We start from the raw sequence: 25,678 nt of genomic DNA on the forward strand, positions 1-25,678 counted from the left end.
GGCTGATCGCCCCGTAGGGGCGCGGGGAACTGCGCGACAAGCCCCCACCGGCCCGCACGCTGACGAACCACCTGCAGTCACCCGGCCCCACCGGCGGAGCCACCCGCGTCGTTTGGGTCGTTGTCAGACCAAGGACCTAGTCTGTGCACCGTGACTTCGCCTGCGACGACGGACAGCGTTCCGCCCCAGCTCAGCGCGGGGCCGCGCCCCGCACCGGGCCCGGCCGCCGACGAGGGGCTGGCGCGGCGGCTGCGCGCGCTCGCCTGCACCGCGCCGCTGCACGACCTGGACACGCGCAAGGCGAACCTCGCGGGCGAGTACTCCGTGTACGGCATGGCGGAGGTGGCGCTCTCCGCCATCGACCTGGTCACCCTGAACATGGACTTCGACACCGGTGCCGACCACGAGCAGATCGTCGCCCGGCTGATCCCGCGCATCTCCGCCCAGACGCCGCACCGCCCCGTCGCCGAGCACGAGCGAGTGGCCCGCTGGGTCCTGGAGAACCTGATCAACGTCGGCAGCGTCGACCGCGGCTTCCGCGCGGTGTACGGCACCTTCGCGCCCGACGGGTCGTATGTCCGCCGGGACTACGACTTCAAGCTGATCGAGGAAGTGCCGGGCCCCGGCGGCACGGTGTACCTCCGCACGACCGACGAGGCGGTCAACGTCCTGGTCGGAGCCCTCGACACGGACGTCACCAGCGCCCAGATCGCCGCCGAGGTCAAGCTGGAGGTGCTGATCAACCGCGGCCGCCTCGCCGACGCCCAGCTCGCCGCCGAGCAGGCCCGCTACCGGACCGTGCAGTACTCGGAGACCCTGCGCCGCGCCCTGGACGCCACCCGGCGCAATGTCCGCGCGGTGGACTGGCTCAACGCCGTCCCCGACATGATCGCCGAGGCCCTGGACCACGTCGCCGACCGCTACCGGCACGAGAACGCGATCCTCACCAACATCCGCAAGGCCCGCGACGAGACCGAGGACCCGGAGAACAAGCGGCGCGCCGCGGAGCTCGTCGACATCGTCAAGGACTGCATCCGACGCCACACGCAGTTGCAGTCCCGTCTGCTGGAGGCTGGCCCGCTGTTCCGCGCGGAGCAGGACCGGCAGGCGTTCGCGACGCCGATGACGACCTCCGGTACGGACCTCTACGGGCATCTCGTCGCGCCGCTGCTGCCGTTGCCGCTGGAGCAGGCGAGCCGGGTCACCGGGGCGTTCTTCGCGCGCGGGACCGGGCTGCGGACGCCGGTGTCGGTGCGGGTGGGCGATCTCGTCGAGATACTGCTGACGCCGCCCGTGGAGCGGGAGCATCTGGGCGCGGAGATGCCGGAGCCGGACCTGATCGCCACGCCGGACGACAGCCGGTTCAGCGAGGAGCAGCTGGCGGACGCCATGCGATTGCTGGACCTTCCGGCGGACGCGCCTCGGCGGTTGTCGGGGTTGCTGGCGGAGGCACGCAAGCGGGACCCCGAGCTGCCCTACCTGGTCGCCCTGCTGGCGGTGCACGCGGCCAGTCCGGCTGTCGGTACGGCCTACCGGCAGGGTGAGGAGAAGCTGCTGTTCGCGGTGGACGACGGCACGGAGCTGGACGATCCGGAGTTCGGCGGGGCGGATCTGATCGTGGGGACCGCTTTGCTGGACGCGGTGGGGATGGCCGCGGACCGGACAGAGGCCGCGTGATGTCGTGTGCCGGGTGCGGGTCGGTGGGGGCCGATCGCGCAGTTCCCCGCGCCCCTGAGGGGGTTGCCCATCCCTCTGTTCTCAGCACCAAGGAGTTTTCGTCGTGAACGAGTACGTCGAGGCCGAGGTGTCTGCCGGGTCGGCGCACGCTGCCGTCACCCCGGCCGACGCCGCCGACGCGGCTCGGCTCGTCGCCTTCGGGCTGCAGCCCAAGCTGCAGCCCGCGCGTGACCAGGAGTACACCGAGCTGCTGCGGCGCTACCGGGAGGACCCGGCGTTCGCGCGGCTCGCGGACGCCGTGGCAGCCGGGCTCGGGCTGGTGGTGCTGGAGGTGTCGCCCCGCGCCGGGATGGCCGTGACCGCCGCCGAGGACTCGGTGTTCGCCGTTCGCATGGGCGACTACGCGCGTCGTACGTCCGCGGACGGAAGCGACCGGTTCCTGCACGGGCTCGCGCACCTCGCCGTCGCCGCGCTGGCGTTCCCGCGCCCCGAGGACCTGGCCGACGACGGCTACATCGGGCGGATCACGGTCAACGGCGTCGACGCCTTCGTCCGGCAGGCCTGCCGCCGACTGGAGGAGCGGGCCGACGAGCTGGGGGAGAACACCGACCCGGCCACCGACGCGCCGGGCCTGGAGGCCGCCTGGCGGATCTGGGCCAGACGCAGCGCGACCGGCGCCACCAAGGACGCCCGTCGGCTGGCCGGATCCACCACGGGCATCATCGGCAAGGCGGTCGTCTTCCTCACCGACTCGGGGTTCCTCCAGCGCACCGGCGACGACCAGGGCGGCACCTACCGCACGACGGCCCGCTACCAGCTCCAGGTACGGGACATGGCCGGCAGCGCCGCCATGGCCGAACTGCTGGAACTCGGCGTCGTCCCGGTCACCGACGGCACGGCCAGCCTGCTGCCCGCCGACGACAGCGACGACCTGGTCGCCGACGCCGGGCTGCCGTTCCACTCCTGACCGTCCAGAACCACCGCACCTTTCCCCAGACTTACGAGAGTCCGCCATGTACGAGCTGTCCCGGGTCCGCCTCTACTCCATCGGGCCCGCCGGTGCGCGCTACGCCGACACCGTGCTGGACCTGCGGGGCGTCGGCCGGCCCGTGCCCGACCCGGCCCCCACCCAGGCGGAGTTCTTCGAGGAGGAGCCGGTCGGCCCGCCGCGCCGCCCCGCGCCCGCCGGCGTCCTCTTCCTGGAGAACGGCGGCGGCAAGTCGGTGCTGCTCAAGCTGATCTTCTCGGTGATGCTGCCGGGCCACCGCAACACCCTCGGCGGCGCCAGCTCGGGCGTGCTGCGCAAGTTCCTGCTCGCCGACGACTGCGGGCACGTCGCCCTGGAGTGGCAGCACACGCTCACCGGTGAGTGCGTGGTCGTGGGCAAGGTGAGCGAGTGGCGGGGACGGCAGGTCTCCAACGACCCGCGGAAGTTCGCCGAGGCCTGGTACTCGTTCCGGCCCGGGCCCGGGCTCTCCCTGGACAACCTGCCGGTCGCCGAGTCCACCGCCGTACGACCGCCCGTGGAGGGCACCTCCGGGGCGCAGGGGCGGCGGCGCACCATGAAGGGCTTCCGGGACGCCATCACCGAGGCGGGCAAGGCGTACCCGCATCTGGAGGTGCACTGGGAGGAGATCCACGACCGCTGGATCGAGCACCTCGGCGACCTCGGCCTCGACCCCGAACTCTTCCGCTACCAGAGGGAGATGAACGCCGACGAGGGCGAGGCCGCCGGCCTCTTCGCGGTCAAGAAGGACTCCGACTTCACCGACCTGCTGCTGCGGGCCGTGACCGACACCCGGGACACCGACGGGCTCGCCGACCTGGTCGGCGGCTTCGGCAACAAGCTGGGTCGCCGCGCCGAGCTGATCGCCGAACGGGACTTCACCGCGGGGTCGGTGGATCTGCTGGGGCGGATCGTCGAGGCGGCCGAGGCGCGGGCACGCGCGCGTGACATCCACGCCGGCGCGGAACGCCGTACCCGCACGCTCGCGCGCCGGTTGTCCGCACGGGGCGCGCAGGAGCAGATGCGCGCCGCGGACCTCGCCCAGCGCGTCACGGCCGCGGCGTACGCCGTCACGCACTCCGAGGGCGCCCGCGAGCGCAGCGCGCTGATCGCCGCCGAACTCGCCTACCGGCACGCCTCGCTGGCACTGGCCGCCGGTGAGAAGTCCGCCGCCGCGCAGAAGCGCGAGCTGGCCGAGGCCCGCACCCTGCACTCGGCCTGGCAGGCCGCCGAGGCCGTGCTGCGCCACCGCGCCGCCGCCGACCGCGTCGCGCGCGTGGCCGCCGTCATCCAGGAGGCCGAGCGGGACGCGGCCCCCGCGCTCGCCGCCCGCGCCAAGGCCGCCGTCGAACTCGTACGGGCCCTCCACACGGCCGCCGGGAGCGCGGAGCACCTCGCCAACGAGGAGGAGGAGCGGTCCGCCGCCCTCCAGGAGGTCAGCGACTGTGCCCACCGGGACTCAACCTCCGCCGCCACCGAGGCACAGCGGGCCCGCAGCGAGGTCGGGCATCTGCGCCAGCGCCTCAGCGAGGTCGAGCAGGAGACCGCCGAAGCCGTCCGCGCGGGCTGGCTCGACGACAGCGCCCCGGACGCCGACCCGGCCCGCGCCGCCCTCGCGGCCAGCGACGCCGAGAAGACGGCCGTGGCCGCCTGGGACACCGCACGCGAGGCCTCCCGCAAGGCATCCGAGCACGCGCGCGAGGCGGCCTCCGCCGAGTCCCGCGCCGAACTGACGGCCGCCCGCGCGGCAGACGCCGCGACGGCCGCCGAGCGGACCTACGACGCCGAGAAGCGCCTGGCAGAGGCCCTGGCGGCGGAGGAACGGCTCACCGAACTGCTGGGTCTCACCGGTTCCCGTACGACCATTCCCCGGCCGCGGGGCGAGGGCGCCGACGAGGCTCTCGGCGCCGAGGAACTCGACCGGTTCGCCGACGAGTTGCGCGAGTTGCTCGACGACGCTGTCGGCTCCGCCGAACGGCATCTGTTCGAACTGCGTACCGCGGCCGCCGACGACTCCCGGATCCTCGGCGCCCTCGGCGACGGCGGGCTGCTCCCGCCCGGTCCCGACGTGCTGGCCACCGTCGAGTACCTCGGCGAGCACGGCATCCCGGCGCTGCCCGGCTGGCGCTATCTCGCCCAGGCGGTCGACCCGACGGACCACGCGCGCGTGCTCGCCGCCCGCCCCGAACTCGTCGACGGCGTCATCATCACCGACCCGGACACCCACGCGCGGGCCCGCGAGGCGCTCGGCGAGGCCGCCCTGCTGCCGCGCTCCGCCGTCGCCGTCGGCACGGCCGCCGCCCTGCTCGCGCCGACCCCGGCCGCCGACGCCACCCCGGCCGACGTGTTCCTCGTACCGCCGAACCCGGCCATGCACGACGAGCACGCCGCCGACGAGGAGCGGCAGGCGCTGCGCGCCAGGGCCACCGAGCGGGACGAGGAGATCCGCGGCCTCGCCGCCAGGCTCGGCAAGGACCGCGAGCTGGCCGCGCGGCTCGCCTCCTGGCGCACCGGCTGCCCGGCCGGGCGGCTCGTGGAACTGGCCCAGGCCGCGCGGGAGGCCCGCGCGTTCGCCGAGGAGTCAGAGGCCGAACTGGCCGAGGCACGGACGGTGCGGGCCGAGACCGAGGAGACGGCCGCCGAGACCGCCCAGGTGCGCGACGAACGGCAGGAGGCCGCGCAGAAGGCCCGGCGCGCCGCCGACGCCCTCGCCGGCCTCGCGTTCCGGCTGCGCGAGCGGGCCGGCTGGCAGGTCAAGCTGCGGGAACTCGCCGACGAGGCCACCGAGTCGGAGGCCCGCGCCCAGTCCTGCCTGGAGCGCGCCCGTGTCGCCGACGAGGACCGGCGCGGCGCCCAGCGCGCCGCCGACGACGCCCGCCGCACCGCCCGCGCGCTGCGCGCCGAGCGTGCCGAGATCGCCGGCGCCCCCGACGACGTACCGGAAGCCGACGAGGACCTGCCCAAGTCCTCGCTGCCCGCCCTCCGGGAGGCCTACCGGGCCGCCTCACAGGTGTACGAGAAGGTCGGCGTCGGCGCCGACCTCCGTGCCGAGCAGGCCCGTTCGGAGAGCGACGAGAGCGCCGCGCTCGCGGAGCTGGAACGGCTGACCAACAAGGTCCGCACCCGCGCGGAGCAGCTGCTGCAGTCGCCCGACGGCTCCGACGGGCCGTCCAGGCAGGCCGCCGCCGCCCGCGCGGAGGAGCTGGTGCAGCTCCTGGAGACCCGGATGTCCACCGCGAGCGAGCAGCTCGGACGGCTGCGCGGCGAGGCCGAACGGAACGCCCCCGAGGACGGCGAGGCGCACACCGAGCTGCCCCAGGAGCTCCAGCCGCGCGACGCCGAGCACGCGCAGGCCCTGCTGCGTACCGCGACCGCCGAACTCGCCACCCGCACCGAGGCCCTGACCCAGGCCCGCGAGGCACACGCCGAACTGCTGGACGCCCACCGCGCGGCCGAGGACGCGGCCGGCGGCTTCGACGAGATCGCCGCCATGCTCCGCGACCTGCTGCGCGAACACGTCACCGAGGAGGAGCAGGAGGAGCCCGAGCCCTACCCCGGCACCCTGGAGGAGGCCCGGCAGTCCGCCGCCGAGGCCCGCCGGTCGCTGCGCGGCTGCGCCGGTGATCTCTCCGCCGCCGAGTCCGCCGTGCGCGAGGCGAGCGATGTGCTCGTACGACACGCCAACTCCACGCGGTACGAAGCGGTCCGGACACCCGCACGGCAGCAGATCCGTGAACTGCCCGCCTCCGCGCTGCCCGAGCACGCCCAGAAGTGGGCGGACGCATTCGCGCCCCGACTGCGGGTGCTGACCGATGAGTTGGCCCAGCTGGAGCGCAACCGCGATTCGATCGTGGACCGGCTGCGCGGGCTCGTCGAGTCGGCCCTCGCGACCCTGCGGTCCGCCCAGCGGCTGTCCCGGCTGCCCGAGGGGCTCGGTGAGTGGTCCGGGCAGGAGTTCCTCCGGATCCGCTTCGAGGAGCCCGACCAGGCCACGCTCACCGAGCGGCTCGGCGAGGTCGTCGACGAGGCGACCCGGGCCGCCGTGAAGAAGAACTCCGACCTGCGGCGGGACGGGATGTCCCTGTTGCTGAGGGGGGTCGGGGCGGCCCTGCTGCCTAAGGGGGTCGCCGTCGAGATCCTCAAGCCGGACGCCGTGCTGCGCGCGGAGCGGGTGCCGGTGGGGCAGATGGGGGACGTGTTCTCCGGTGGGCAGCTGCTCACCGCGGCCATCGCCCTGTACTGCACCATGGCCGCGCTCAGGTCCAACGACCGCGGGCGCGACAAGCACCGGCACGCCGGGACGCTGTTCCTCGACAATCCCATCGGGCGGGCCAACGCGACCTATCTGCTGGAGCTGCAGCGAGCCGTGTCGGACGCGTTGGGCGTGCAGCTGCTCTACACGACCGGGCTGTTCGACACCACCGCGCTGGCCGAGTTCCCGCTGGTCATCCGGTTGCGGAACGACGCCGACCTCAGGGCCGGGCTGAAGTACATCAGTGTGGAGGAGCACCTGCGCCCCGGGTTGCCGCAGCAGCCGCAGGCGGGGGAGGCCGGGCACAGCGAGATCACGGCGACCCGCATGTTCAAGAGGCCGTCGGCCTGAAGTGTTCGAGAGGCCGTCAACCTGAAGCGCCGTCCCCCAACGGTGGTGCCGGTCTCAGGGGTGGGACAGCTGCCCGGTGTTGCCGCCGCGCCGCCGTATCCGCTCCTGTTCGCGCTCGGCGGCCCGCTGTCGCCGCCGGGCCGCGCGTCGCTCGCGGCGGAGCGAGCGTGCCGTGCTGCTCGGCTCCGAGACCACGCCGTTGCGCTGGTTCCACACCTGACGGGTCACCAGGACGTCCACCGCGCCCCAGGTGGCCACCACCGTGCTTGCCACGCTGCTGATCACCATCGGGAACGCCAGCCACGACTCCGCCATCGTGCAGAAGAACGCCACCATGGCCTGGATCAGCGTGACGGCGATGATGATCAGCGCCCGCACGGCCGACGTACGCACCGGATCCGGCATCCGGTACCGCTTGGCGGGCTCCTCGACCCACAACGGCCGGTACTGTGCCTGCTGTTGTGGGCGCGACCGCGCCGCGGAGAGCTCCTCGTCGCCGCTGCGTGGCGAAAGGCCACCGTCCGGCGCCTCGGGCACCGGACGCACCGCCGAGCGTGCCGCCGTGCCGTCCTTGGGCGCCAAGCGCCGCTGAGCCGTCCCCATCAAGGTGTCACTCCCCACCGCCGACAGACCCCCTCGCACCGGTGTCCGACGACCCCGGCTCCCCAGTGGCTGCCCGGCTTGCGATGTTTTACGCCGCCCGGATGCGAGATACGGCTCCTGTGGCCGATTTCGCACCCATCGCCCATCAACAAGGACGAACAAACTCGCCTGATGATTCCCAACCAGTGAAAATTTCCGGCCAACTGATCCTTCGTGTCGTTCCCGCCCCGACACACGCGAAGTCGGCGCGATCGCGGTGGCAATCTCCCGCAATGCCCGGACATCTCTCCCTGTCCGTTCCCCATGTCTCGGCACCGAGACGGAAGTTCATCGTCCGGACGCGTCTTCGAGTTATCCATGTGGCGGTAGTAGGCTCGCGCCGTTTGTTGACGTACATGTGTACCCCCGGCCGGCGGGGGTCGAGCTGGGGGAGGCCATGCGCTTTCGCGGGAAGACGATCCGCCGGAAGATCGTGGCGCTGCTTCTCGTGCCGCTGGTGTCCCTGACGGCTGTCTGGGGCTTCGCGGCCGTGCTCACGGGGCGCGAGGTCACCCAGCTGTTCCAGGTGTCGAACATCGTCGAGGACATCGGCTACCCCACCGAGGACACCGCCCGGGTCCTCCAGCAGGAACGCCGGCAGACCCTCGTCTATCTCGCCGACCCGCGTGCCGCCGACGCGCTCGCCGCCCTGCACCGCACCCGCGCCGCCACCGACAGCGCCGTCGCCGAACTGCGGAAGAACGCCGGGAAGCAGAGCGCCCGCGACGGTATGAGCGCGGACGACGCCGAACGCCTCACCGCCGTGCTCGACGCGTTCGAGGGCATCGACGCCCTGCGCCACAGCGTCGAACAGGGCACCGTCAGCCGCGCCCAGGCCCTCGACCTCTACAACCGCGTGGTCGACCCCTGCTACACGCTGCTCGCCTCCCTCGGCGGGATCGACGACGTCGAGATGGACAAGCAGGCCCGCGCGCTCATCAACATCACCCGCGCCCGCGAACTCCTCTCCCGCGAGGACGCCCTGCTCGGCTCCGCCCTCGTGGTCGGGAAGATCTCCCGCGCCGAGACCCGGGAGATCTCCGACCTCGTCGCCCAGCGCACCCTTCTGTACGACATCAGCCTGCCGCTCTTGCCGTCGTCGGAACGCGACCGCTTCGACCGCTTCTGGAAGAACGCCACGACCGCCCCGCTGCGGACCGCGGAACAGTCCGTGATCGACGCCGGATCCGGTGTGCCGAACGACGTCGGCGCCAAGAGCTGGGACACCGCCGCCGACAATGTGCTCGACGAACTGCGCACCCTCGACGACCAAGTCGGTGACCGTTACCAGAACCGCATCCGGCCGGTCGCCGTCAGCGTGATCGTCCAGGCGGCCGTAGTCGGTGTCCTCGGCCTGGTCGCCGTGCTCTTCTCGCTGATCGTGTCGGTCCGGGTCGGCCGAAGCCTCATCCGCGATCTGCGGCTGCTGCGCCAGGAGGCGCACGAGGCCTCCGGGGTCCGGCTGCCGAGCGTGATGCGCCGGCTGTCCGCGGGCGAACAGGTCGACGTGGAGACCGAGGTCCCGCGCCTGGAGTACGACAAGAACGAGATCGGCGAGGTGGGTCAGGCCCTCAACACCCTGCAGCGCGCCGCCGTGGAAGCCGCCGTGAAGCAGGCCGAACTGCGCTCCGGTGTCTCCGAGGTCTTCGTCAACCTCGCCCGCCGCAGCCAGGTACTGCTGCACAAGCAGCTCACCCTGCTCGATACCATGGAGCGCAGGACCGAGGACACCGACGAACTCGCCGACCTCTTCCGCCTCGACCACCTCACCACCCGCATGCGCCGGCACGCCGAGGGCCTGGTGATCCTCTCCGGCGCTGCCCCCTCGCGGCAGTGGCGCCGCCCCGTCCAGCTGATGGACGTGGTGCGTGCCGCCGTGGCCGAGGTGGAGGACTACGAGCGCATCGAGGTCCGCCGGCTGCCCCGGGTCGCCGTCACCGGCCCCGCCGTCGCCGACCTCACCCACCTCGTGGCCGAACTCCTCGAGAACTCCACGGTGTTCTCGCCGCCGCACACCGCCGTCCAGGTCCTCGGCGAGCGTGTCGCCAACGGCTTCACCCTGGAGATCCACGACCGGGGGCTCGGCATGGCGGCCGAGGCGCTCCTCGACGCCAACCTGCGGCTCGCCGAGACCCCCGAGTTCGAGCTCTCCGACACCGACCGGCTCGGCCTGTTCGTGGTCAGCCGCCTCGCCCAGCGCCAGAACGTCCGCGTCTCCCTCCAGCCGTCCCCCTACGGAGGCACTACCGCCGTCGTCTTCATCCCCGACGTACTGCTGACCGACGACATCCCCGACACCAACGGGGTCGGCTTCCGCCTCGACCGCCCCCGGACCGCCTCGGAGACCGGACCCGAGGCGAGCCGCGCCGCCACCCTCGCCCAGGTGTCGGCGCAGCGCCCCGGCCTGCCGACCGCGCTCCTGGGCGGACCGGTCGAGCTGGAGGCACCCGTCGACCTGGACGCCCTGGACGACTTCCCGGGCGCCCTCACCGAGGAGGACAGCGAGCGCGGCGGTCTGTTCCGCCCCCGCCGATCCCTCGCCCGCGCCGACGACGACACCGCGCCCGTCGTGAGTGAGCTGCATCAGCCCGCCCCGGACGCCGCGGACGGCTTCCGCGACGAGCGGTCCGGCGGCCCGGTGCCGCTGCCCCGACGGAGTACGCCCAAGCTGGTCAGCTCGCACGGCAGGCCCGTCACCGAGCAGCGCTCCCGTCGCGCCGGACCGGACGACCGGGACCCGGCGGACGCGGGCCGGCCCGAACCGGGCGGACTCGCCCCGCTGCCCTCCCGCCGCCGCACCGAGCCGTCCCCGCAGCGCACCGGCGGCCCGGCCGACCGCGACGAGCCACGCACGGCGCCCGAGGCGGCCGGCCCGGCGGAACCCGCCGGGCCCCCCGCGCTGCCCCGGCGCACCCGCCGCTCCGCGATCACCTCCGGCAGCGGCACCGACGACTCCGTCCCGCCCCTCGGCAGCACACCCCCGGAGGCCGCACCCGGCACCCGGCCGCTGCCCCGGCGGGTACGGCAGGCCAACCTGGCCCCACAGCTGCGACAGGACCCCGCCCGACCCGCCGGGCACGAGCCGGAACCCGTCGAGCGCGACGCCGACGAGGTCCGCAGCCGCATGGCCTCGCTCCAGCGCGGCTGGCAGCGGGGCCGGGCGGAGAACACCGCGGGCGACGGGTCCGGGGACGGCACAGCACAAGGAACGACTAAGGGGGACGGTCGATGACCGATCCGAAGGCGACCGGCCACACGGCGACGAACAGGGGCGAGCTGAACTGGCTCCTTGACGACCTGGTCGACCGGGTCGCCAGCATCCGCAAGGCCGTCGTGCTCTCCGGCGACGGCCTGGCCACCGGTGTCTCCAAGGACCTCACCAGAGAGGACGGCGAGCACCTGGCGGCCGTGGCCTCCGGCTTCCACAGCCTCGCCAAGGGCGTGGGGCGCCACTTCGAGGCGGGCAGCGTCCGGCAGACCGTCGTCGAGCTCGACGACGCCTTCCTGTTCGTCACGGCGGCAGGCGACGGCAGCTGCCTGGCCGTCCTGTCCGACGCCGACTCCGACGTCGGCCAGGTCGCGTACGAGATGACACTCCTGGTCAAGCGGGTCGGCGCACATCTGGTGGCCGCTCCGCGCACCGATCTGCCCTCGGGCGGGTAGTGGGATGACATGAGCGGAGACGGTCAGGGAAGAAGCCACTGGTTCGACGACGAGGCCGGACCGGTCGTCCGTCCGTACGCCATGACGCGGGGCCGCACCACCAGTGCGGCCCAGCACCGCCTCGATCTGATCGCGGTGGTCGTCGCTGAGGCCCACGCGGACGACCCGGAGGACGACCGGATGCTGTCCCCGGAGCACGTGGACATCGTCGAGCTGTGCCGTGACACTCCGCAGTCGGTCGCCGAGCTGGCCTCCGGACTCGATCTGCCCGTCGGAGTGGTCCGGGTCCTCGTCGGTGACCTCGTCGACGGTGAACTCGTCCATGTCAACCGCCCGGTCCCACCGGCCGAGCTGGTGGACGAGAGTATTCTGCGCGACGTGATCAACGGCCTCCGGGCGCTGTGACCGGCGCGGATGCGGAGTAGTGACGTGACAGGCTGGCAGTTCTGGGTCGACCGCGGCGGTACGTTCACCGACGTGGTCGCGCGGCGCCCGGACGGCCGGCTGCTCACCCACAAACTGCTCTCCGACAACCCCGCGCGGTACGCCGACGCCGCGGTGGCAGGCGTGCGTGAGCTGCTCGAAGGCTCCGGCGACCCGGTCGACGCCGTCCGTATGGGCACCACGGTCGCCACCAACGCGCTGCTGGAACGCAAGGGTGAGCGCACCCTGCTCGTCATCACGCGCGGCTTCCGCGACGCCCTGCGCATCGCCTACCAGAACCGCCCCCGCATCTTCGCCCGCCGCATCGACCTGCCCGAGCTGCTGTACGAACGGGTCGTCGAGGCCGACGAGCGCATCGAGGCCGACGGCACCGTCCTGCGCGCCCCCGACCTGGACGCCCTGGCGGGCCCGCTCCAGGAGGCGTACGACGAGGGGATCCGCGCCGTCGCCGTCGTCTGTATGCACAGCCATCTCCACCCCGCCCACGAGCAGGCGATCGGCGAGCTGGCCGCCCGCACCGGCTTCCCGCAGATCTCGCTGTCCAGCGAGGTAAGCCCGCTGATGAAGCTCGTTCCGCGCGGCGACACCGCCGTCGTCGACGCCTACCTGTCGCCCGTACTGCGCCGCTACGTCCGGCGGGTCGCCGACGAGCTCGAAGGCGTCCGGCTGATGTTCATGCAGTCCAACGGCGGGCTCGCCGAGGCCGGGCAGTTCCGCGGCAAGGACGCCATCCTCTCCGGGCCGGCCGGAGGGATCGTCGGCATGGCCCGGATGTCGCAGCTCGCCGGCTTCGACCGGGTCATCGGCTTCGACATGGGGGGAACCTCCACCGACGTCTCCCACTTCGCCGGCGAGTACGAACGGGTCTTCACCACCCAGATCGCGGGCGTGCGGCTGCGCGCCCCCATGCTGGACATCCACACCGTCGCCGCGGGCGGCGGCTCGGTGCTGCACTTCGACGGCTCCCGCTACCGCGTCGGCCCCGACTCGGCCGGCGCCGACCCCGGTCCGGCCTGCTACCGGGGCGGCGGCCCGCTCACGGTGACCGACGCCAACGTCATGCTCGGCCGGATCCAGCCCGCCCACTTCCCCCTCGTGTTCGGACCCGACGGCGACCAGCCCCTCGACGCCGGCCTCGTCCGCGACCGCTTCACCGGCCTCGCGCGGGAGATCCGCGAACAGACCGGCGACGACCGGACCCCGGAACAGGTCGCCGAGGGCTACCTGAGCATTGCCGTGGCCAACATCGCCAACGCCGTGAAGCGGATCTCCGTCCAGAAGGGCCACGACGTCACCCGCTACGCCCTCACCACCTTCGGCGGGGCCGGCGGCCAGCACGCGTGCATGGTCGCCGACTCGCTCGGCATCCGCACCGTTCTGGTGCCGCCCATGGCGGGTCTCCTGTCCGCGCTCGGCATCGGCCTCGCCGACACCACCGCCATGCGCGAACAGTCCGTCGAGGCTCCCCTCGAGCCCGCCGCCATGCCCGGCGTCCTCAAGACCGCCGACGACCTGGAGGCCACGGCCCGCTCCGAACTCCTCGCCGAGGACGTCCCGGAGGACCGCATCGAAGTCACCCGCCGCGCCCAGCTCCGCTACGACGGCACCGACACGACCCTCACCGTCGAGCTCACCGAGCCCGACACGATGAAACACGCCTTCGAAGAACGTCATCGCGCCACGTACTCCTTCACGCTCGACCGCCCGGTCGTCGTCGAAGCCCTCTCCGTGGAAGCCACCGGCATCACCCGACCCCCCGATCTCTCCGTCCTCGCCCCGTACGAAGGCCGTCCCGCCGCCCCGGAAGCCGTCCGCCTCCACACCGGCGGCGCCTGGCGCGACGTACCCCTCCACCGCCGCGAGGCCCTGCCTCCCGGCGAATCCGTCACCGGCCCGGCGATCATCACCGAAGCCGGCGCCACGACCGTCGTCGACGACGGCTGGCGGGCCGCGGCGACCGACGACGGGCATCTGGTCATGGAACGCGCGGCGGTTACACAGAGTTCCGATATCGACACACAAGCGGATCCGGTTCTGCTTGAGGTCTTCAACAACCTCTTCATGTCGATCGCCGAACAGATGGGCGCCCGGCTGGAGTCGACGGCCCAGTCCGTCAACATCAAGGAGCGCCTGGACTTCTCCTGCGCCCTGTTCGACCCGGACGGGAACCTGGTGGCGAACGCCCCGCACATCCCCGTCCACCTGGGCTCCATGGGGACCAGCGTGAAAGAGGTCATCCGCCGGCGCGGCACCTCGATGCGCCCTGGCGACACCTACGCCGTCAACGACCCGTACCACGGCGGCACGCATCTCCCCGACGTCACCGTGATCACCCCGGTCTTCGGCGCCGAGGGCACCGGCGGCGCCGAGGGCACCCGCGGCGCCGTCGGCACGGCGGGCACGGAGGGTGACCCCGGCAGTGCCCCGGAGATCCTCTTCTACGTCGCCTCCCGCGGCCACCACGCCGAGATCGGCGGCATCGCCCCCGGCTCGATGCCCGCCGACAGCCGCACCATCGACGAAGAGGGCGTCCTCTTCGACAACTGGCTGCTCGCCGAGAACGGCCGGTTCCGCGAGACCGAGACCCGCCGGCTGCTCGCCGAGGCCCGCTACCCCTCCCGCAACATCCGTACCAACCTCGCCGACCTGCGCGCCCAGATCGCCGCCAACCGCAAGGGCGTCGACGAAGTCGGCCGCATGATCGAGGAGTTCGGCCTCGACGTCGTCCAGGCCTATATGCGGCACGTCCAGGACAACGCGGAGGAAGCCGTCCGCCGCGTCATCGACGCCCTGGACGACGGCGCGTACGCCTACGAGACCGACTCCGGCGCCGTGATCCGGGTACGCGTGCGCGTGGACCGCGACAAGCGGCGCGCGACCGTCGACTTCACCGGCACCTCGGCGCAGCTGGACACCAACTTCAATGCCCCGTTCGCCGTCGTCAACGCGGCCGTGCTGTACGTCTTCCGCACCCTGGTCGCCGACGACATCCCGCTCAACGACGGCTGCCTGCGCCCGCTGGACATCGTCGTACCGCCCGGATCGATGCTCGCCCCGGAGCCGCCGGCCGCCGTGGTCGCGGGCAACGTCGAGACCTCCCAGGCCATCACCGGCGCCCTCTACGCGGCGCTCGGCGTCCAGGCCGAGGGTTCCGGCACCATGAACAACGTCACCTTCGGCAACGAGCGCCACCAGTACTACGAGACCGTCGCCTCCGGATCCGGAGCCGGCGACGGCTTCCCCGGCGCGAGCGTCGTACAGACCCACATGACCAACTCCCGGCTCACCGACCCGGAAGTCCTGGAGTGGCGACTGCCGGTCCGCCTCGACGAGTTCGCCGTACGGCGGGGCAGCGGCGGCGCGGGCCGCTGGCGCGGCGGGGACGGCGCGGTGCGCCGCATCCGCTTCCTCGAACCCATGACCGTCTCGACCCTGTCCCAGCACCGGCGCGTCCCGCCGTACGGCATGGCGGGCGGCGCACCAGGCGCGCTCGGCGCCAACCGGGTGGAGCGGGCCGACGGGACGGTCACCAAGCTCGGCGGCAGCGACAGCGCGGACGTCGGCGCCGACGACGTACTGGTCATCGAAACCCCAGGTGGCGGCGGATACGGAAGCCCGTCACCCGACCCCATCAACAACGACCCTCATCAAGCAGGAGAAGAGATCGATGATCTTCGGGCGATCTGAGCGCGGCAAGCCCCCGGTCGAGCCCGTCACGCTCAAGATCCTCGTGGCCGGCGGCTTCGGCGTGGGCAAGACGACCCTGGTCGGCGCGGTGAGCGAGATCAGGCCGCTGCGCACCGAGGAGGTGCTCACCGAGGCCGGCCGGCCGGTCGACGACACCAACGGCGTCGAGGGCAAGCACACCACCACTGTCGCCATGGACTTCGGCCGCATCACCCTGCGCGAGGACCTGGTGCTGTACCTGTTCGGCACGCCCGGGCAGGAGCGGTTCTGGTTCATGTGGGACGAGCTGTCCGAGGGCGCGCTGGGCGCTGTCGTGCTCGCCGACACGCGCCGCCTGGAGGACTGCTTCGCCGCCGTCGACTACTTCGAGCGGCGCTCCATACCGTTCCTGGTCGGCGTCAACTGCTTCGAGGGTTCGGACCGTTACCCGGCCGAGGACATCCGCAAGGCCCTCGACCTCGACGCGGACGTACCGGTCCTGCTGTGCGACGCCCGGGACCGCGAGTCGGTCAAGCAGGTGCTCATCGGCGTAGTCCAGCACGCGATGGCGTACGCGGCGAGCAAACGCCAGACCGTCACCACCTGACGCGCCGGCACGGCCCGTACCCCCGCCGACCGGGGTACGGGCCGTGGTCCCGGGGCGGGCGGCTACTCGCCGTCCTCCAGCCAGCCGAAGCTCTTCTCCACGGCCTTGCGCCAGTTCGCGTATTCCCTGTCGCGCACCGACGCCTCCATGGCCGGCCTCCACTCGACGTCCTTCTGCCAGTGCGACTTGAGCTCGTCGAGGTCGTTCCACACGCCGGTCGCGAGGCCGGCCGCGTAGGCGGCGCCCAGGCAGGTCGTCTCGGACACCCGGGGCCGGATCACCGGCACCCCGAGGACGTCGGCCTGGTGCTGCATCAGGAGGTTGTTCTTCGTCATGCCGCCGTCCACCTTCAGGGTCGTGATCTGCACCCCGGAGTCCTGGTACATGGCGTCCACGACCTCCCGCGTCTGCCAGCTGGTCGCCTCCAGGACCGCGCGCGCGAGATGTGCCTTCGTGACGTACCGGGTGAGGCCGGTGACGACCCCGCGCGCGTCCGCGCGCCAATAGGGCGCGAACAGGCCGGAGAAGGCGGGCACGATGTAGGCGCCGCCGTTGTCGTCGACGCTCGCGGCCAGGGTCTCGATCTCGTCGGCGGTGCGGATGATGCCGAGCTGGTCCCGGAACCACTGGACGAGCGCTCCCGTGATGGCGATCGACCCCTCGAGGCAGTACACGGGCGCCTCGCCGCCGATCTTGTAGCCCATGGTCGTCAGCAGCCCGTTCTTGGACGGCACCGGCCGGTCACCGGTGTTGAGCAGCAGGAAGCTGCCCGTCCCGTAGGTGTTCTTCGCGGTGCCGACGTCGTAGCAGGCCTGCCCGAAGACGGCCGCCTGCTGGTCGCCCAGCGCGGACGCCACCGGCACCCCGGCGAGCTGGCCGACGGCGGTGCCGTACACCTCGGCGGAGGACCTGATCTCGGGCAGGACCGCCTCGGGGACGTTCATCGCGGACAGGATGGAGGCGTCCCACTGGAGGGTCTCCAGGTTCATCAGCATGGTCCGCCCGGCGTTGGTGACGTCGGTGACGTGCCGGCCGCCGTCGACGCCGCCGGTGAGGTTCCAGATCAGCCAGGAGTCGATGGTCCCGAAGGCGATCTCACCGCGCTCGGCCCGGTCGCGGAGCCCGGGCACGTTGTCCAGCAGCCAGGCCGCCTTGGGCCCGGAGAAGTAGCTGGCCAGGGGCAGTCCGGTCTGGTCGCGGAACCGGTCCTGGCCGTCGCTGCCGCCGAGTTCGCCGCACAGGGCGGCGGTGCGGGTGTCCTGCCAGACGATCGCGTTGTGCACGGGCTTGCCGGTGGCGCGGTCCCACAGGACCGTCGTCTCCCGCTGGTTGGTGATGCCGAGCGCGCTCAGCTGGTCGGCGCGCAGCCCCGCGTTGGCGAGCGCCCCGGCGACCACGGCCTGCACCTTGGACCAGATCTCGGTGGCGTCGTGCTCCACCCAGCCCGGCTTGGGGAAGATCTGGCGGTGCTCGCGCTGGTCGACGGCGACGATCGCGCCGCCGTGGTCGAAGATGATGCAGCGGCTCGACGTGGTGCCCTGGTCGATTGCGGCGACGTACCTCTCGGCGGTGTCCGTCATGGCTACCCCTTGGTCGCTGGGTCGGAAGGCTGCGTGGGATCGGAAGGCCGCGTTTCAGAAGGCCGCGTGGTAGATGAGGCCCGCGAGCGCCCCGCCCACCAGGGGGCCGACGACCGGGATCCAGGCGTAACCCCAGTCGGAGGTGCCCTTGTTGGGAATCGGCAGGAAGGTGTGCACGATCCGGGGGCCGAGGTCGCGCGTCGGGTTGATGGCATAGCCCGTGGGCCCGCCCAGGGACAGCCCGATGCCGACGACCAGCAGCGAGACGATCAGCACGGTGGTGCCGGACTCGCCGAGCCCCTTGGTCAGCCCGAACGCGAGGATCGGCAGGACCAGCGCGATCGTCGCGATGATCTCGGTGATGAGGTTGGCGACCGGGTTCCGGATCTCCGGGATGGTGGAGAAGATGCCGAGCGTCGGTGTCGGCTCCTCCCCGGTGTCCTCGTCGGCCACGTTGGCCTGGAACTGGGCCAGGTAGACGAGGTACGTCAGAACGGCGCCGAGGATCGCGCCGACGAGCTGACCGAGGAGATAGACCCAGACCTTGCCCCACTCGCCGGTGTCGACGGCGATGCCGATGGTGACGGCGGGGTTGAGCTGGCCGCCGGAGAGGGGAGCGGCGGTGTAGGCGCCGGCCAGGACGCCGAATCCCCAGCCGAACGCGATCACCACCCACCCCGCCGCTCTCGCCTTGGAGTGTCTGAGGGTGACGGCGGCGCAGACGCCCGCGCCGAACAGGATCAGGATGGCGGTGCCGATGACTTCGCCTACGAATATGTCTCCGTTGCTCATGGCGGCTCCTAGGGCGCTGGCCGGGGGATCGACCCCGGCGCATTGAGCAGGAACGGTTCCCTTGGCGACGTCAGCCGAAGGCAGGGAAGGTCCCGCGCCCCGCCCGGCGTCAGTGACGAGCGTGCCGTAACAGCCGAATCGCCCATGGGGGAGCGGGCCTCAGGACAGGAGCGGCCCATGGCGCGGTGCCTGATTACGCCGAGAATGTACGGCGATGTCGACCGACACCGGAAGTTTTCACCGGCACTCAGGGAGCGTCAAGGTCGCCGACGGCAACGATGACAGGCAACTCGCCCGGAACCGGTTTTCACGGCTCCGCCGCCGCATAGCCGGCCTGGGCCGGATACGCGCCCGAGCCGCGCCGGATCTCGTGCCCGGGCAGTCCCGCCCGCCCCAGCACCCAACTCGCCCCGTGCAGCGCCTTGGCGGCCTTCTTGAGCGGCGTGAGACACGCGGCCGCCTCCCGGTGGTCGGCCACGCTGCCGGGCCCGCACACGACGGTGGCCAGGGACAGCGTGACGGGACGGCCGCCGGCGGACCAGGGCGCGTCGAGCACGCCGGTCACCAGCCGGTCCAGCACCTCCTCGTCGGCGAGCACCAGGAAGTCGTCCCCGCCGATGTGCCCCACGCGCGCGTGCCCGGCCACGGCCTGCTGCAGTGTCTGTCCCACCGCACGGATCAGCTCGTCGCCCGCGGCGAACCCGGCGCCGTCGTTGACCTGCTTGAAGTGGTCGATGTCCAGCCAGCTCAGGGCGAAGACCCGGCCCTCCGCGATCCACCGGTCCGCCTCGCCCGTGATCGCGTCCGAACCGGGCAGCCGGGTCAGCGGATTGAGCCCGGCCGCCTCCTCGACGCGGTTCTCGGCGAGGGCGCGTACCAGGTCGGCGAGGCGTACGACGCCCACGCAGCGCCCGAGTCGGTCGACCACCGCCACGTCGTCCGACGTGCGGTCCCGGTCGCCGACGGCGACCACGTCCAGGACCTCCCAGGCGGTCGCGTCGACGCCGACCGTGCGCGGTGCGTCGCCGAGTTTGAAGGCCGGGCGGTCGGCGTACAGGGCGTGTCCGTAGCGGCCGGACATGGACAGCAGGAAGCGGGAGCGGTGCACCGAGCGGACCGGGGCGCCCGTCTGGTCCACCAGGAGGACGCCGGAGACGTCCGGGGAGCCGGTCAGCAGGGCCCGCACCTGCAACGCGGACGCGGTGACCGGCAGCAGGGCGGCGGGCCGGATGAACTCCCGCACCGACGGCCCGGAGCGCGGCGAGGGCACGGCGGCGGCCGAACGCGGCGGAACGTACACGTCCGCCACCGGGATCCGGGTCGGCGGCGCGAACAGCTCGCCCTGGGCCAGCTGGGCCCCGGCCGAGAGCGCGGCCGCGTACTGGAGCTCGGTCTCCACGCCCTCGATGGCCAGCAGGGCGCCCAGTTCCTCGCACAGGGTGCGCATCGCCCGCACCGCGGCCGGCCGGCCGAGCAGCGAGGCGTCCAGCTTGATCAGGTCGGGGGAGAGGTCGGTGAGCAGCCGCAGGGGTACGTCCCCGTCGCCGATGCCGTCGGCGCTGATCCGGAAGCCCTCGCCGCGCAGCGTCGCCACGGCCTCCAGCAGGGCCCGGTGCGGTACGTGCGTGTACGGCGGCACGATGTCCAGGGTCACCTCCCAGGGCATCCGGCCGGCTTCGCGGATGGCCCCGGGCAGCGGGCCGATGCCGCCCAGGTCGGCGAGCGTGCCCGCGAACACGTTGATGTGCAGCGGCAGCAGCGCCTCCTGACGGGCCGCCGCGCGGAGGGCCAACACGGTCAGTCTGCCGTCGAGTTCGGGGTTGCGGCGGGCTTCGGCGAGGATGTCACCGGTCTCGGGGCGGGCGAGGATCTCCAGTGCGGTGATCCCGCCGGTCGTCAGATTGACCACCGGCTGGAAGGCGAAACGGAGAGCATCCGTCCAGGAGCGCACGGGAGCATGATGACGCCATCGACGTACGCCCAGGGGCAGTTCATAAGACGTTCACGCACCATTTCGAGCTGGTCACACACGGTGCGCAACCCCTGCTGTCACACCTGCCCCCGTCAGCGCACCGCTATCACGGACGAGCCGTGTCCGAACAGCCCCTGATTGGCCGTGATCCCCACGCGCGCGTGCGCCACCTGCCGGTCGCCCGCAGCGCCCCTCAACTGCCAGGTCAGCTCACAGACCTGGGCGATCGCCTGGGCCGGTACCGCCTCCCCGAAAGAGGCGAGCCCGCCACTGGCGTTGACGGGTATCCGGCCGCCCGGGGCCGTCGCCCCCTCGCGCAGCAGCTTGGCCGCCTCGCCCTCGGCGCACAGGCCCAGATCCTCGTACCACTGCAACTCCAGTGCGGTGGACAGGTCGTACACCTCCGCCAGGGAGAGCTCCTCGGGGCCGATGCCCGCCTCCTCGTAGGCGGCCCGTGCGATCGACGTACGGAAGGGCTCCACGGGGGGCTCGACCGCGGCCGCGGAGTCCGTGGCGATGTCCGGAAGGTCCAGCACCGTGCTCGGATAGCGCGGTGTGACCGTGGACACCGCGCGGATCCGCACCGGCCGGGCCGCACCGTGCCGGTGCGCGAACTCCAGGCTGGACAGCACCAGCGCGGCCCCGCCGTCGGAGGTCGCGCAGATGTCCAGCAGCCGCAGCGGATCGGCGACCACCTGGGAGGCGGCGACCTGCTCGGGGGTGACCCGCTCGCGGTAGCGGGCATACGGATTGAGCGCGCCCAGGGCCGCGTTCTTCACCTTGACCAGTGCGAAGTCCTCCGGGGTGTCTCCGAACAGCGCCATCCGACGGCGCGCGTACAGCCCGAAGTACGTGGGATTGGTCGCGCCCAGCAGCCGGAAGCGCAGCCAGTCGGGATCGTCGGGGCGGTCCCCTCCGGCAGGCCGGAAGAAGCCCTTGGGCGCCGCGTCCGCGCCCACCACGAGCACCACGTCCGCGAGCCCCGCCAGGATCTGCGCCCGCGCCGCGGCGACCGCCTGTGCCCCGGACGCGCACGCCGCGTACACGCTCGCGACGCGCGCGCCCTGCCAGCCCAGCGCCTTGGCGAAGGTCGCGCCCGCGACATAGCCGGGATACCCGCCACGCACCGTGTCCGCGCCTACGACCGAGCCGATGTCCCGCCACCGGAGTCCCGCGTCCGCGAGGGCCGCGCGGGCCGCCGCCGTCCCGTACTCGACGAAGCCGCGCCCCCACTTGCCCCAGGGGTGCATGCCCACGCCGAGCACCGCCACGTCCGCCGTCATGCCGTCATCCCTGTCGGCCTCCAGTGCCAGGTCGTCCATGCCGTCGCCGCGTCCGCGCTCAGTACTCCGGGGACGACCTCGACCTCCATGCCCACCGCCAGATCGGCGACGGTGATCCCGGGAACCGCCTGTCCCAGCACCACGATCCGCTCGGACTCCAGCTCCACAGCGATCAACGCGTACGGCTCCCACGGAAGTTCCGGATCGCTCACGTAGGGTGACGGCGGTCGGTACCGGCTGTCGGTGTACGACCAGATCCGCCCGCGGCGGGAGAGCGGGACCTCCGCCAGGTCGCCGCCCGCGCATCCGGGATTACGGCAGTGGGCGTCCTCGCGCGGAAAGAAGACCGAGGCGCAGGCCGCGCAACGGGTGCCCAGGAGCCGGAACCCGTCTCCCTCGCCCTCGAACCAGCCCTCCACCGCAGGCGTGCGTGTACGCGACAAAGCTCCTCCAGGGCACGAGATCTGACGGAACGTCAGAAGTGTGTCACGGGTCGCCGCAATTGGGCAGGCCGTGCCCCGGGCCGTATCCCTCCGGCCGGTCCCGGCCGTCGGTGTCGGTTCACTTCCGGAACGAGGCGTTCCCATGACCGTAAGACGTCGCTCCCGTGATCGGATAAAGTCCGCGCGTGTCCGAAAATCAGCACCCAATTGCCAACTCCGCTCCGGACTCGCACTGTTCGAGTTGCGGAGCGCCCTACGGAGCGGGAGTCTCCGGCTGGCCGCGCACCTGCCCGGCCTGCGGCCACATCGCCTACCGCAACCCCCTGCCGGTGGCGATCGCCCTCCAGCCCGTGTACGACACCAAGGGCACCGCCCTGGTCGTCATCACCCGGACCATCGCCCCCGCGCGCGGAGGCACGGCGCTGCCCGGCGGCTACGTCGACGACCGCGAGGACTGGCGGCTCGCCGTCGTGCGTGAGCTCAAGGAGGAGACCGGCATCGACGCGGCCGCGCGGGACGTTCGGCTCGTCGACGCCATGAGCTCACCCGACGGGCACCTGCTGCTGTTCGGACTCCTCCCGGAACGCCCGGCCGAAGGGCTCCCGCCGTCCGGCGCGACGGACGAGACGGAGGGGTGGCACCTGCTGCGCAGACCCGAGGAACTCGCCTTCCCGCTGCACAGCGTGGCCGTACGCGCGTGGTTCGAGGGCCGCTACTGAGCCCTCCGGCTCACCCCAGCCCCCGGATGCGCACCGGATACGGCGGTTCGCCCACGCCGTTGTCCCCCTCCCGTCTCACCACCACCCGCCGGCCCTGCCAGCGGGCGACGTAACGTTCGATCTCCGGCTCGTCCCAGCCGTCGCCCGCGTCCGGCACGAACAGCCCGCCCCCGGTCCGTCCCCGGGCGGGCGCCCACACCTCCAGCCGCACACCGCCGTCCTCGTCCCGCACGGGAAGGACGGCACCCGCGCGCGCGAGCACCGGGATCCGCGACAGCGGGGCGTCCACGAGCACCTGCCCGGGCCCCTCGTACACCCGCTCCGTCAGCGTGTCGTACCAGCGTCCCCGGGGCAGCTGCACCGCACGCCGGTCGGCGCCCGGACCCAGCACCGGAGCCACCAGCAGACTGTCGCCCAGCAGAAACGCGTCCTCGCAGTCGCGCAGCGCCCGGTCCTCCGGCGCACCCCACCACAGCGGCCGTACGTAGGGCGCGCCCGTCCGCCGGGCCAGGTGGGCCAGCGTCACGAAGTACGGCAGCAGGCGCCGCCGTTCCAGGAGCGCCACGCGCGCGTGCTCCAGCACCTCGGCCCCGAACTCCCACGGCTCCCTGCGCCCCGCCCGCATGCTCGCGTGCGTGCGGAACAGCGGCAGGTAGGCGCCCAGCTGGAACCAGCGCAGAAACAGCTCCGGCGACGGGCTCCCGTCGAAACCGCCCACGTCCGGCCCGGAGTACGGCACCCCGCACAGCCCGAGCCCCAGGACCAGCGACAGGGACGCGCGCAGCCCCGGCCAGCCGGTGGCGACGTCACCGGACCAGGTGCCCCCGTAACGCTGCATGCCCGCCCAGCCGGCCCGCGAGAACAGGAACGGCCTCTCCTTGGGCGCCAGTTCGCGCAACCCCTCGTAGGCGGCCCGCGCCATGCAGAGCGCATAGACGTTGTGCGCCTCCCGGTGGTCGCCGCCGCGCCCCTCCAACGCGTGGCGTGACGCGCGAGGCAGCGTGGACTCCCCGAAGGCGTTGAAGGACGTCGGCTCGTTCATGTCGTGCCAGAACCCGGCGAAGCCCTGCGCGAGCCGCTCCTCGTACAGCCCGCCCCACCACTTGCGCACGCGCGCGTGCGTGAAGTCGGGATAGACCGCCTCGCCGGGCCACACCACGCCCTCCACCAACCGCCCCGACGGATCCCGCACAAAAGCGTCGACACCCATCCCGCTGTCATAGACCGCGTTGCCCGACGCGGCCTTCACCGCCGGGTCGACGATCGACACCAGCCGGATCCCGTCCCGCCGCAGCTCCTCCGCCAGTGTCGGAAGCTTCGGGAAGTGCTCGTGGTCGACGGTGAACACCTGATGGGCGTCGTAGTGGTCGATGTCCAGATGGACGGCGTCCAGCGGCAGACCCCGCTCCTGGTAACCGCCGACGATCCGCCGGACCTCCTGCTCGCTGCCGAAACCCCAGCGCGCGTGGTGATGGCCCAGCGCCCAGGCAGGCGGCAGCGCGGGCGCGCCCGTGAGCGAGGCCCAGGTGTGCAGCACGCGCGCGGGCGTGCCCGCCATCACCCAGCAGCGCAGCGGACCGCCGTCCATCCGCAGCTCGCACCGCCCGGTCCGGTCATGGCCGGATCCGGCACCCTCCTCGCCCTCCCGGAGGGTCACCGTGCCGTCCCAGGAGGTGTCGTGGAACACGAGGTGCGCGGCCGCGTCCGCCACCACCAGCTGCACCGGCATGGTGACGTACAGCGGATCGTCACCGGGCCCGAAGGCGCGGCCGGGGTCGGTGTTCCACAGCCGGTACGTACCGTCGCGCAGCCGCGGCCCCGAGGCACGCCCGCCGAGGCCGAAGAACCGCGCGTCCGCGGCGACCTCCGACCGCTGCACCCAGCGTGCCGGGCCGCCGTCCACCGGTTCCCACCAGCGGGGCGGCAGATCCCGCCGCAGCATCACGCCACCGGGCGTGCACACCTCCACCGCGCCGTGCCGCGAGACGCTGACCTTCACCCGCTCCGCCACGACCCGCCAGCCGCCGTCCGTGTCCGGTTCGAGGACCGCCCGCGGGTCGGGCTCGGGACAGCGCCCCGCGAGCGCGTACGACGGCTCGGGACCGGCCCCGTCCCAGCCCCAGAAGACCGCCCCGTTCACGGCGACCGTGATCCGCAGCTCGGACCGGCTGAAGCGGATCACACCGCCGCCCGGCCCCGGCACCGCCTCCTGCACCGGCCCCGGCACCCGGGCACGCTCGGCCCCCCGCGCGGGCAGCCCGGCGGCGTCGATCCGCCTCCTGCGCCATGCCGCCCGTACGGTACGCAACCCCTGAGCCGCCTTCCTCGAACCGACCACTCTCACCGAACGCACCAGGTCACGACCGTCCATACTGCTCACCCTGCCACTCAGCGCTCCCCACATGCGTGCCGTTCAACTGCCGTTCACCCGTGCCGGGACCACATCTTCACGACACGGACTATGTGGAGCGCACCCTGGTGTAGAAGTCGATCACATGGCATCGTCCCTGTCAGCCGCGTACGCGCACACCCCAGCCCGTGCGCGTCCGACGCACACCAGCGCAGAAGCCCGGGAGCCGCC

16 protein-coding genes are annotated in these 25,678 nt (G+C 72.6%); 9 read left to right on the plus strand and 7 right to left on the minus strand.

Annotation, left to right across the window (positions count from 1 at the left end; translation table 11 throughout):
- The first annotated feature begins 150 nt into the window (after positions 1-150).
- The 3 genes from ACWGJB_RS05885 (at position 151) to ACWGJB_RS05895 (ending at position 7,286) form a co-directional block, all read left to right on the plus strand.
- Positions 151-1,677 (plus strand): hypothetical protein, encoded by a 1,527-nt coding sequence (locus tag ACWGJB_RS05885; RefSeq protein ID WP_453378995.1) that lies wholly within the window; start codon positions 151-153, stop codon positions 1,675-1,677.
- Between the two features lie 103 nt (positions 1,678-1,780).
- Positions 1,781-2,644, plus strand: a complete 864-nt coding sequence (locus tag ACWGJB_RS05890) for a hypothetical protein (protein WP_453378996.1) — start codon at positions 1,781-1,783, stop codon at positions 2,642-2,644.
- A gap of 46 nt (positions 2,645-2,690) precedes the next feature.
- A complete protein-coding gene (locus ACWGJB_RS05895; protein WP_453378997.1) occupies positions 2,691-7,286 on the plus strand; it encodes a hypothetical protein in 4,596 nt (1,531 codons plus the stop codon).
- A gap of 54 nt (positions 7,287-7,340) precedes the next feature.
- On the opposite strand, the gene ACWGJB_RS05900 is transcribed toward ACWGJB_RS05895, so the two are convergent.
- Complete coding sequence (locus ACWGJB_RS05900) at positions 7,341-7,889, minus strand: hypothetical protein (protein ID WP_453378998.1); 549 nt, start codon at positions 7,887-7,889, stop codon at positions 7,341-7,343.
- A 436-nt stretch (positions 7,890-8,325) separates the two neighbouring features.
- Here ACWGJB_RS05900 and ACWGJB_RS05905 point away from each other — a divergent pair, with 436 nt between their 5' ends.
- From ACWGJB_RS05905 to ACWGJB_RS05925, 5 genes are read left to right on the plus strand one after another with little or no spacing between them, the layout of a single operon-like run.
- Positions 8,326-11,160, plus strand: a complete 2,835-nt coding sequence (locus ACWGJB_RS05905; protein ID WP_453378999.1) for a nitrate- and nitrite sensing domain-containing protein — start codon at positions 8,326-8,328, stop codon at positions 11,158-11,160.
- Positions 11,157-11,591: a roadblock/LC7 domain-containing protein gene (locus ACWGJB_RS05910; RefSeq protein ID WP_453379000.1), complete on the plus strand. Its 435-nt coding sequence runs from the start codon at positions 11,157-11,159 to the stop codon at positions 11,589-11,591. The genes ACWGJB_RS05905 and ACWGJB_RS05910 overlap by 4 nt, the downstream gene beginning before the upstream one ends.
- 9 nt (positions 11,592-11,600) lie before the next feature.
- On the plus strand, positions 11,601-11,996 hold the full coding sequence (locus ACWGJB_RS05915; protein WP_453379001.1) for a DUF742 domain-containing protein: 396 nt from the start codon (positions 11,601-11,603) through the stop codon (positions 11,994-11,996).
- Positions 11,997-12,020: 24 nt separating this feature from the next.
- Positions 12,021-15,722, plus strand: coding sequence for a hydantoinase B/oxoprolinase family protein (locus ACWGJB_RS05920; RefSeq protein ID WP_453379002.1), 3,702 nt, complete (start codon positions 12,021-12,023; stop codon positions 15,720-15,722).
- On the plus strand, positions 15,703-16,308 hold the full coding sequence (locus tag ACWGJB_RS05925) for a GTP-binding protein (protein ID WP_453379003.1): 606 nt from the start codon (positions 15,703-15,705) through the stop codon (positions 16,306-16,308). Before ACWGJB_RS05920 ends, ACWGJB_RS05925 begins: the two co-directional genes overlap by 20 nt.
- Positions 16,309-16,370: 62 nt before the next feature.
- Here the strand turns inward: ACWGJB_RS05925 and glpK are convergent, their stop codons facing one another.
- From glpK to ACWGJB_RS05950, 5 genes are all read right to left on the minus strand, one after another.
- On the minus strand, positions 16,371-17,888 hold the full coding sequence (gene glpK / locus ACWGJB_RS05930) for a glycerol kinase GlpK (protein ID WP_453379004.1): 1,518 nt from the start codon (positions 17,886-17,888) through the stop codon (positions 16,371-16,373).
- Positions 17,889-17,942: 54 nt separating this feature from the next.
- Positions 17,943-18,680 carry an MIP/aquaporin family protein gene (locus ACWGJB_RS05935; protein ID WP_453379005.1) on the minus strand — a complete coding sequence of 246 codons (738 nt, stop codon included), beginning with the start codon at positions 18,678-18,680 and terminating at the stop codon, positions 17,943-17,945.
- Between the two features lie 307 nt (positions 18,681-18,987).
- Positions 18,988-20,631: an EAL domain-containing protein gene (locus ACWGJB_RS05940; RefSeq protein WP_453379006.1), complete on the minus strand. Its 1,644-nt coding sequence runs from the start codon at positions 20,629-20,631 to the stop codon at positions 18,988-18,990.
- A gap of 113 nt (positions 20,632-20,744) precedes the next feature.
- Positions 20,745-21,935 (minus strand): lipid-transfer protein, encoded by a 1,191-nt coding sequence (locus ACWGJB_RS05945; protein ID WP_453379042.1) that lies wholly within the window; start codon positions 21,933-21,935, stop codon positions 20,745-20,747.
- Entirely contained in the window at positions 21,932-22,378 is a 447-nt protein-coding gene (locus tag ACWGJB_RS05950; RefSeq protein WP_453379007.1) for a Zn-ribbon domain-containing OB-fold protein, read from the minus strand. The genes ACWGJB_RS05945 and ACWGJB_RS05950 overlap by 4 nt, the downstream gene beginning before the upstream one ends.
- Before the next feature lie 185 nt (positions 22,379-22,563).
- Here ACWGJB_RS05950 and ACWGJB_RS05955 point away from each other — a divergent pair, with 185 nt between their 5' ends.
- Positions 22,564-23,097 (plus strand): NUDIX domain-containing protein, encoded by a 534-nt coding sequence (locus ACWGJB_RS05955; protein ID WP_453379008.1) that lies wholly within the window; start codon positions 22,564-22,566, stop codon positions 23,095-23,097.
- Between the two features lie 10 nt (positions 23,098-23,107).
- Here the strand turns inward: ACWGJB_RS05955 and ACWGJB_RS05960 are convergent, their stop codons facing one another.
- Complete coding sequence (locus tag ACWGJB_RS05960; protein WP_453379009.1) at positions 23,108-25,468, minus strand: glycoside hydrolase family 31 protein; 2,361 nt, start codon at positions 25,466-25,468, stop codon at positions 23,108-23,110.
- Positions 25,469-25,678: the final 210 nt, after the last annotated feature.

It is taken from the genome of Streptomyces sp. NPDC054813, from assembly GCF_053611365.1.

What these genes read in the sequence shown, in the direction of transcription:
- ACWGJB_RS05895 (WP_453378997.1), top strand. Translation starts at nt 2,691, where the DNA reads ATGTACGAGCTGTCCCGGGTCCGCCTCTACTCCATCGGGCCCGCCGGT.
- ACWGJB_RS05900 (WP_453378998.1), bottom strand. Translation starts at nt 7,889, where the DNA reads ATGGGGACGGCTCAGCGGCGCTTGGCGCCCAAGGACGGCACGGCGGCA.
- ACWGJB_RS05905 (WP_453378999.1), top strand. Translation starts at nt 8,326, where the DNA reads ATGCGCTTTCGCGGGAAGACGATCCGCCGGAAGATCGTGGCGCTGCTT.
- ACWGJB_RS05910 (WP_453379000.1), top strand. Translation starts at nt 11,157, where the DNA reads ATGACCGATCCGAAGGCGACCGGCCACACGGCGACGAACAGGGGCGAG.
- ACWGJB_RS05915 (WP_453379001.1), top strand. Translation starts at nt 11,601, where the DNA reads ATGAGCGGAGACGGTCAGGGAAGAAGCCACTGGTTCGACGACGAGGCC.
- ACWGJB_RS05925 (WP_453379003.1), top strand. Translation starts at nt 15,703, where the DNA reads ATGATCTTCGGGCGATCTGAGCGCGGCAAGCCCCCGGTCGAGCCCGTC.
- glpK (WP_453379004.1), bottom strand. Translation starts at nt 17,888, where the DNA reads ATGACGGACACCGCCGAGAGGTACGTCGCCGCAATCGACCAGGGCACC.
- ACWGJB_RS05935 (WP_453379005.1), bottom strand. Translation starts at nt 18,680, where the DNA reads ATGAGCAACGGAGACATATTCGTAGGCGAAGTCATCGGCACCGCCATC.
- ACWGJB_RS05945 (WP_453379042.1), bottom strand. Translation starts at nt 21,935, where the DNA reads ATGACGGCGGACGTGGCGGTGCTCGGCGTGGGCATGCACCCCTGGGGC.
- ACWGJB_RS05960 (WP_453379009.1), bottom strand. Translation starts at nt 25,468, where the DNA reads ATGGACGGTCGTGACCTGGTGCGTTCGGTGAGAGTGGTCGGTTCGAGG.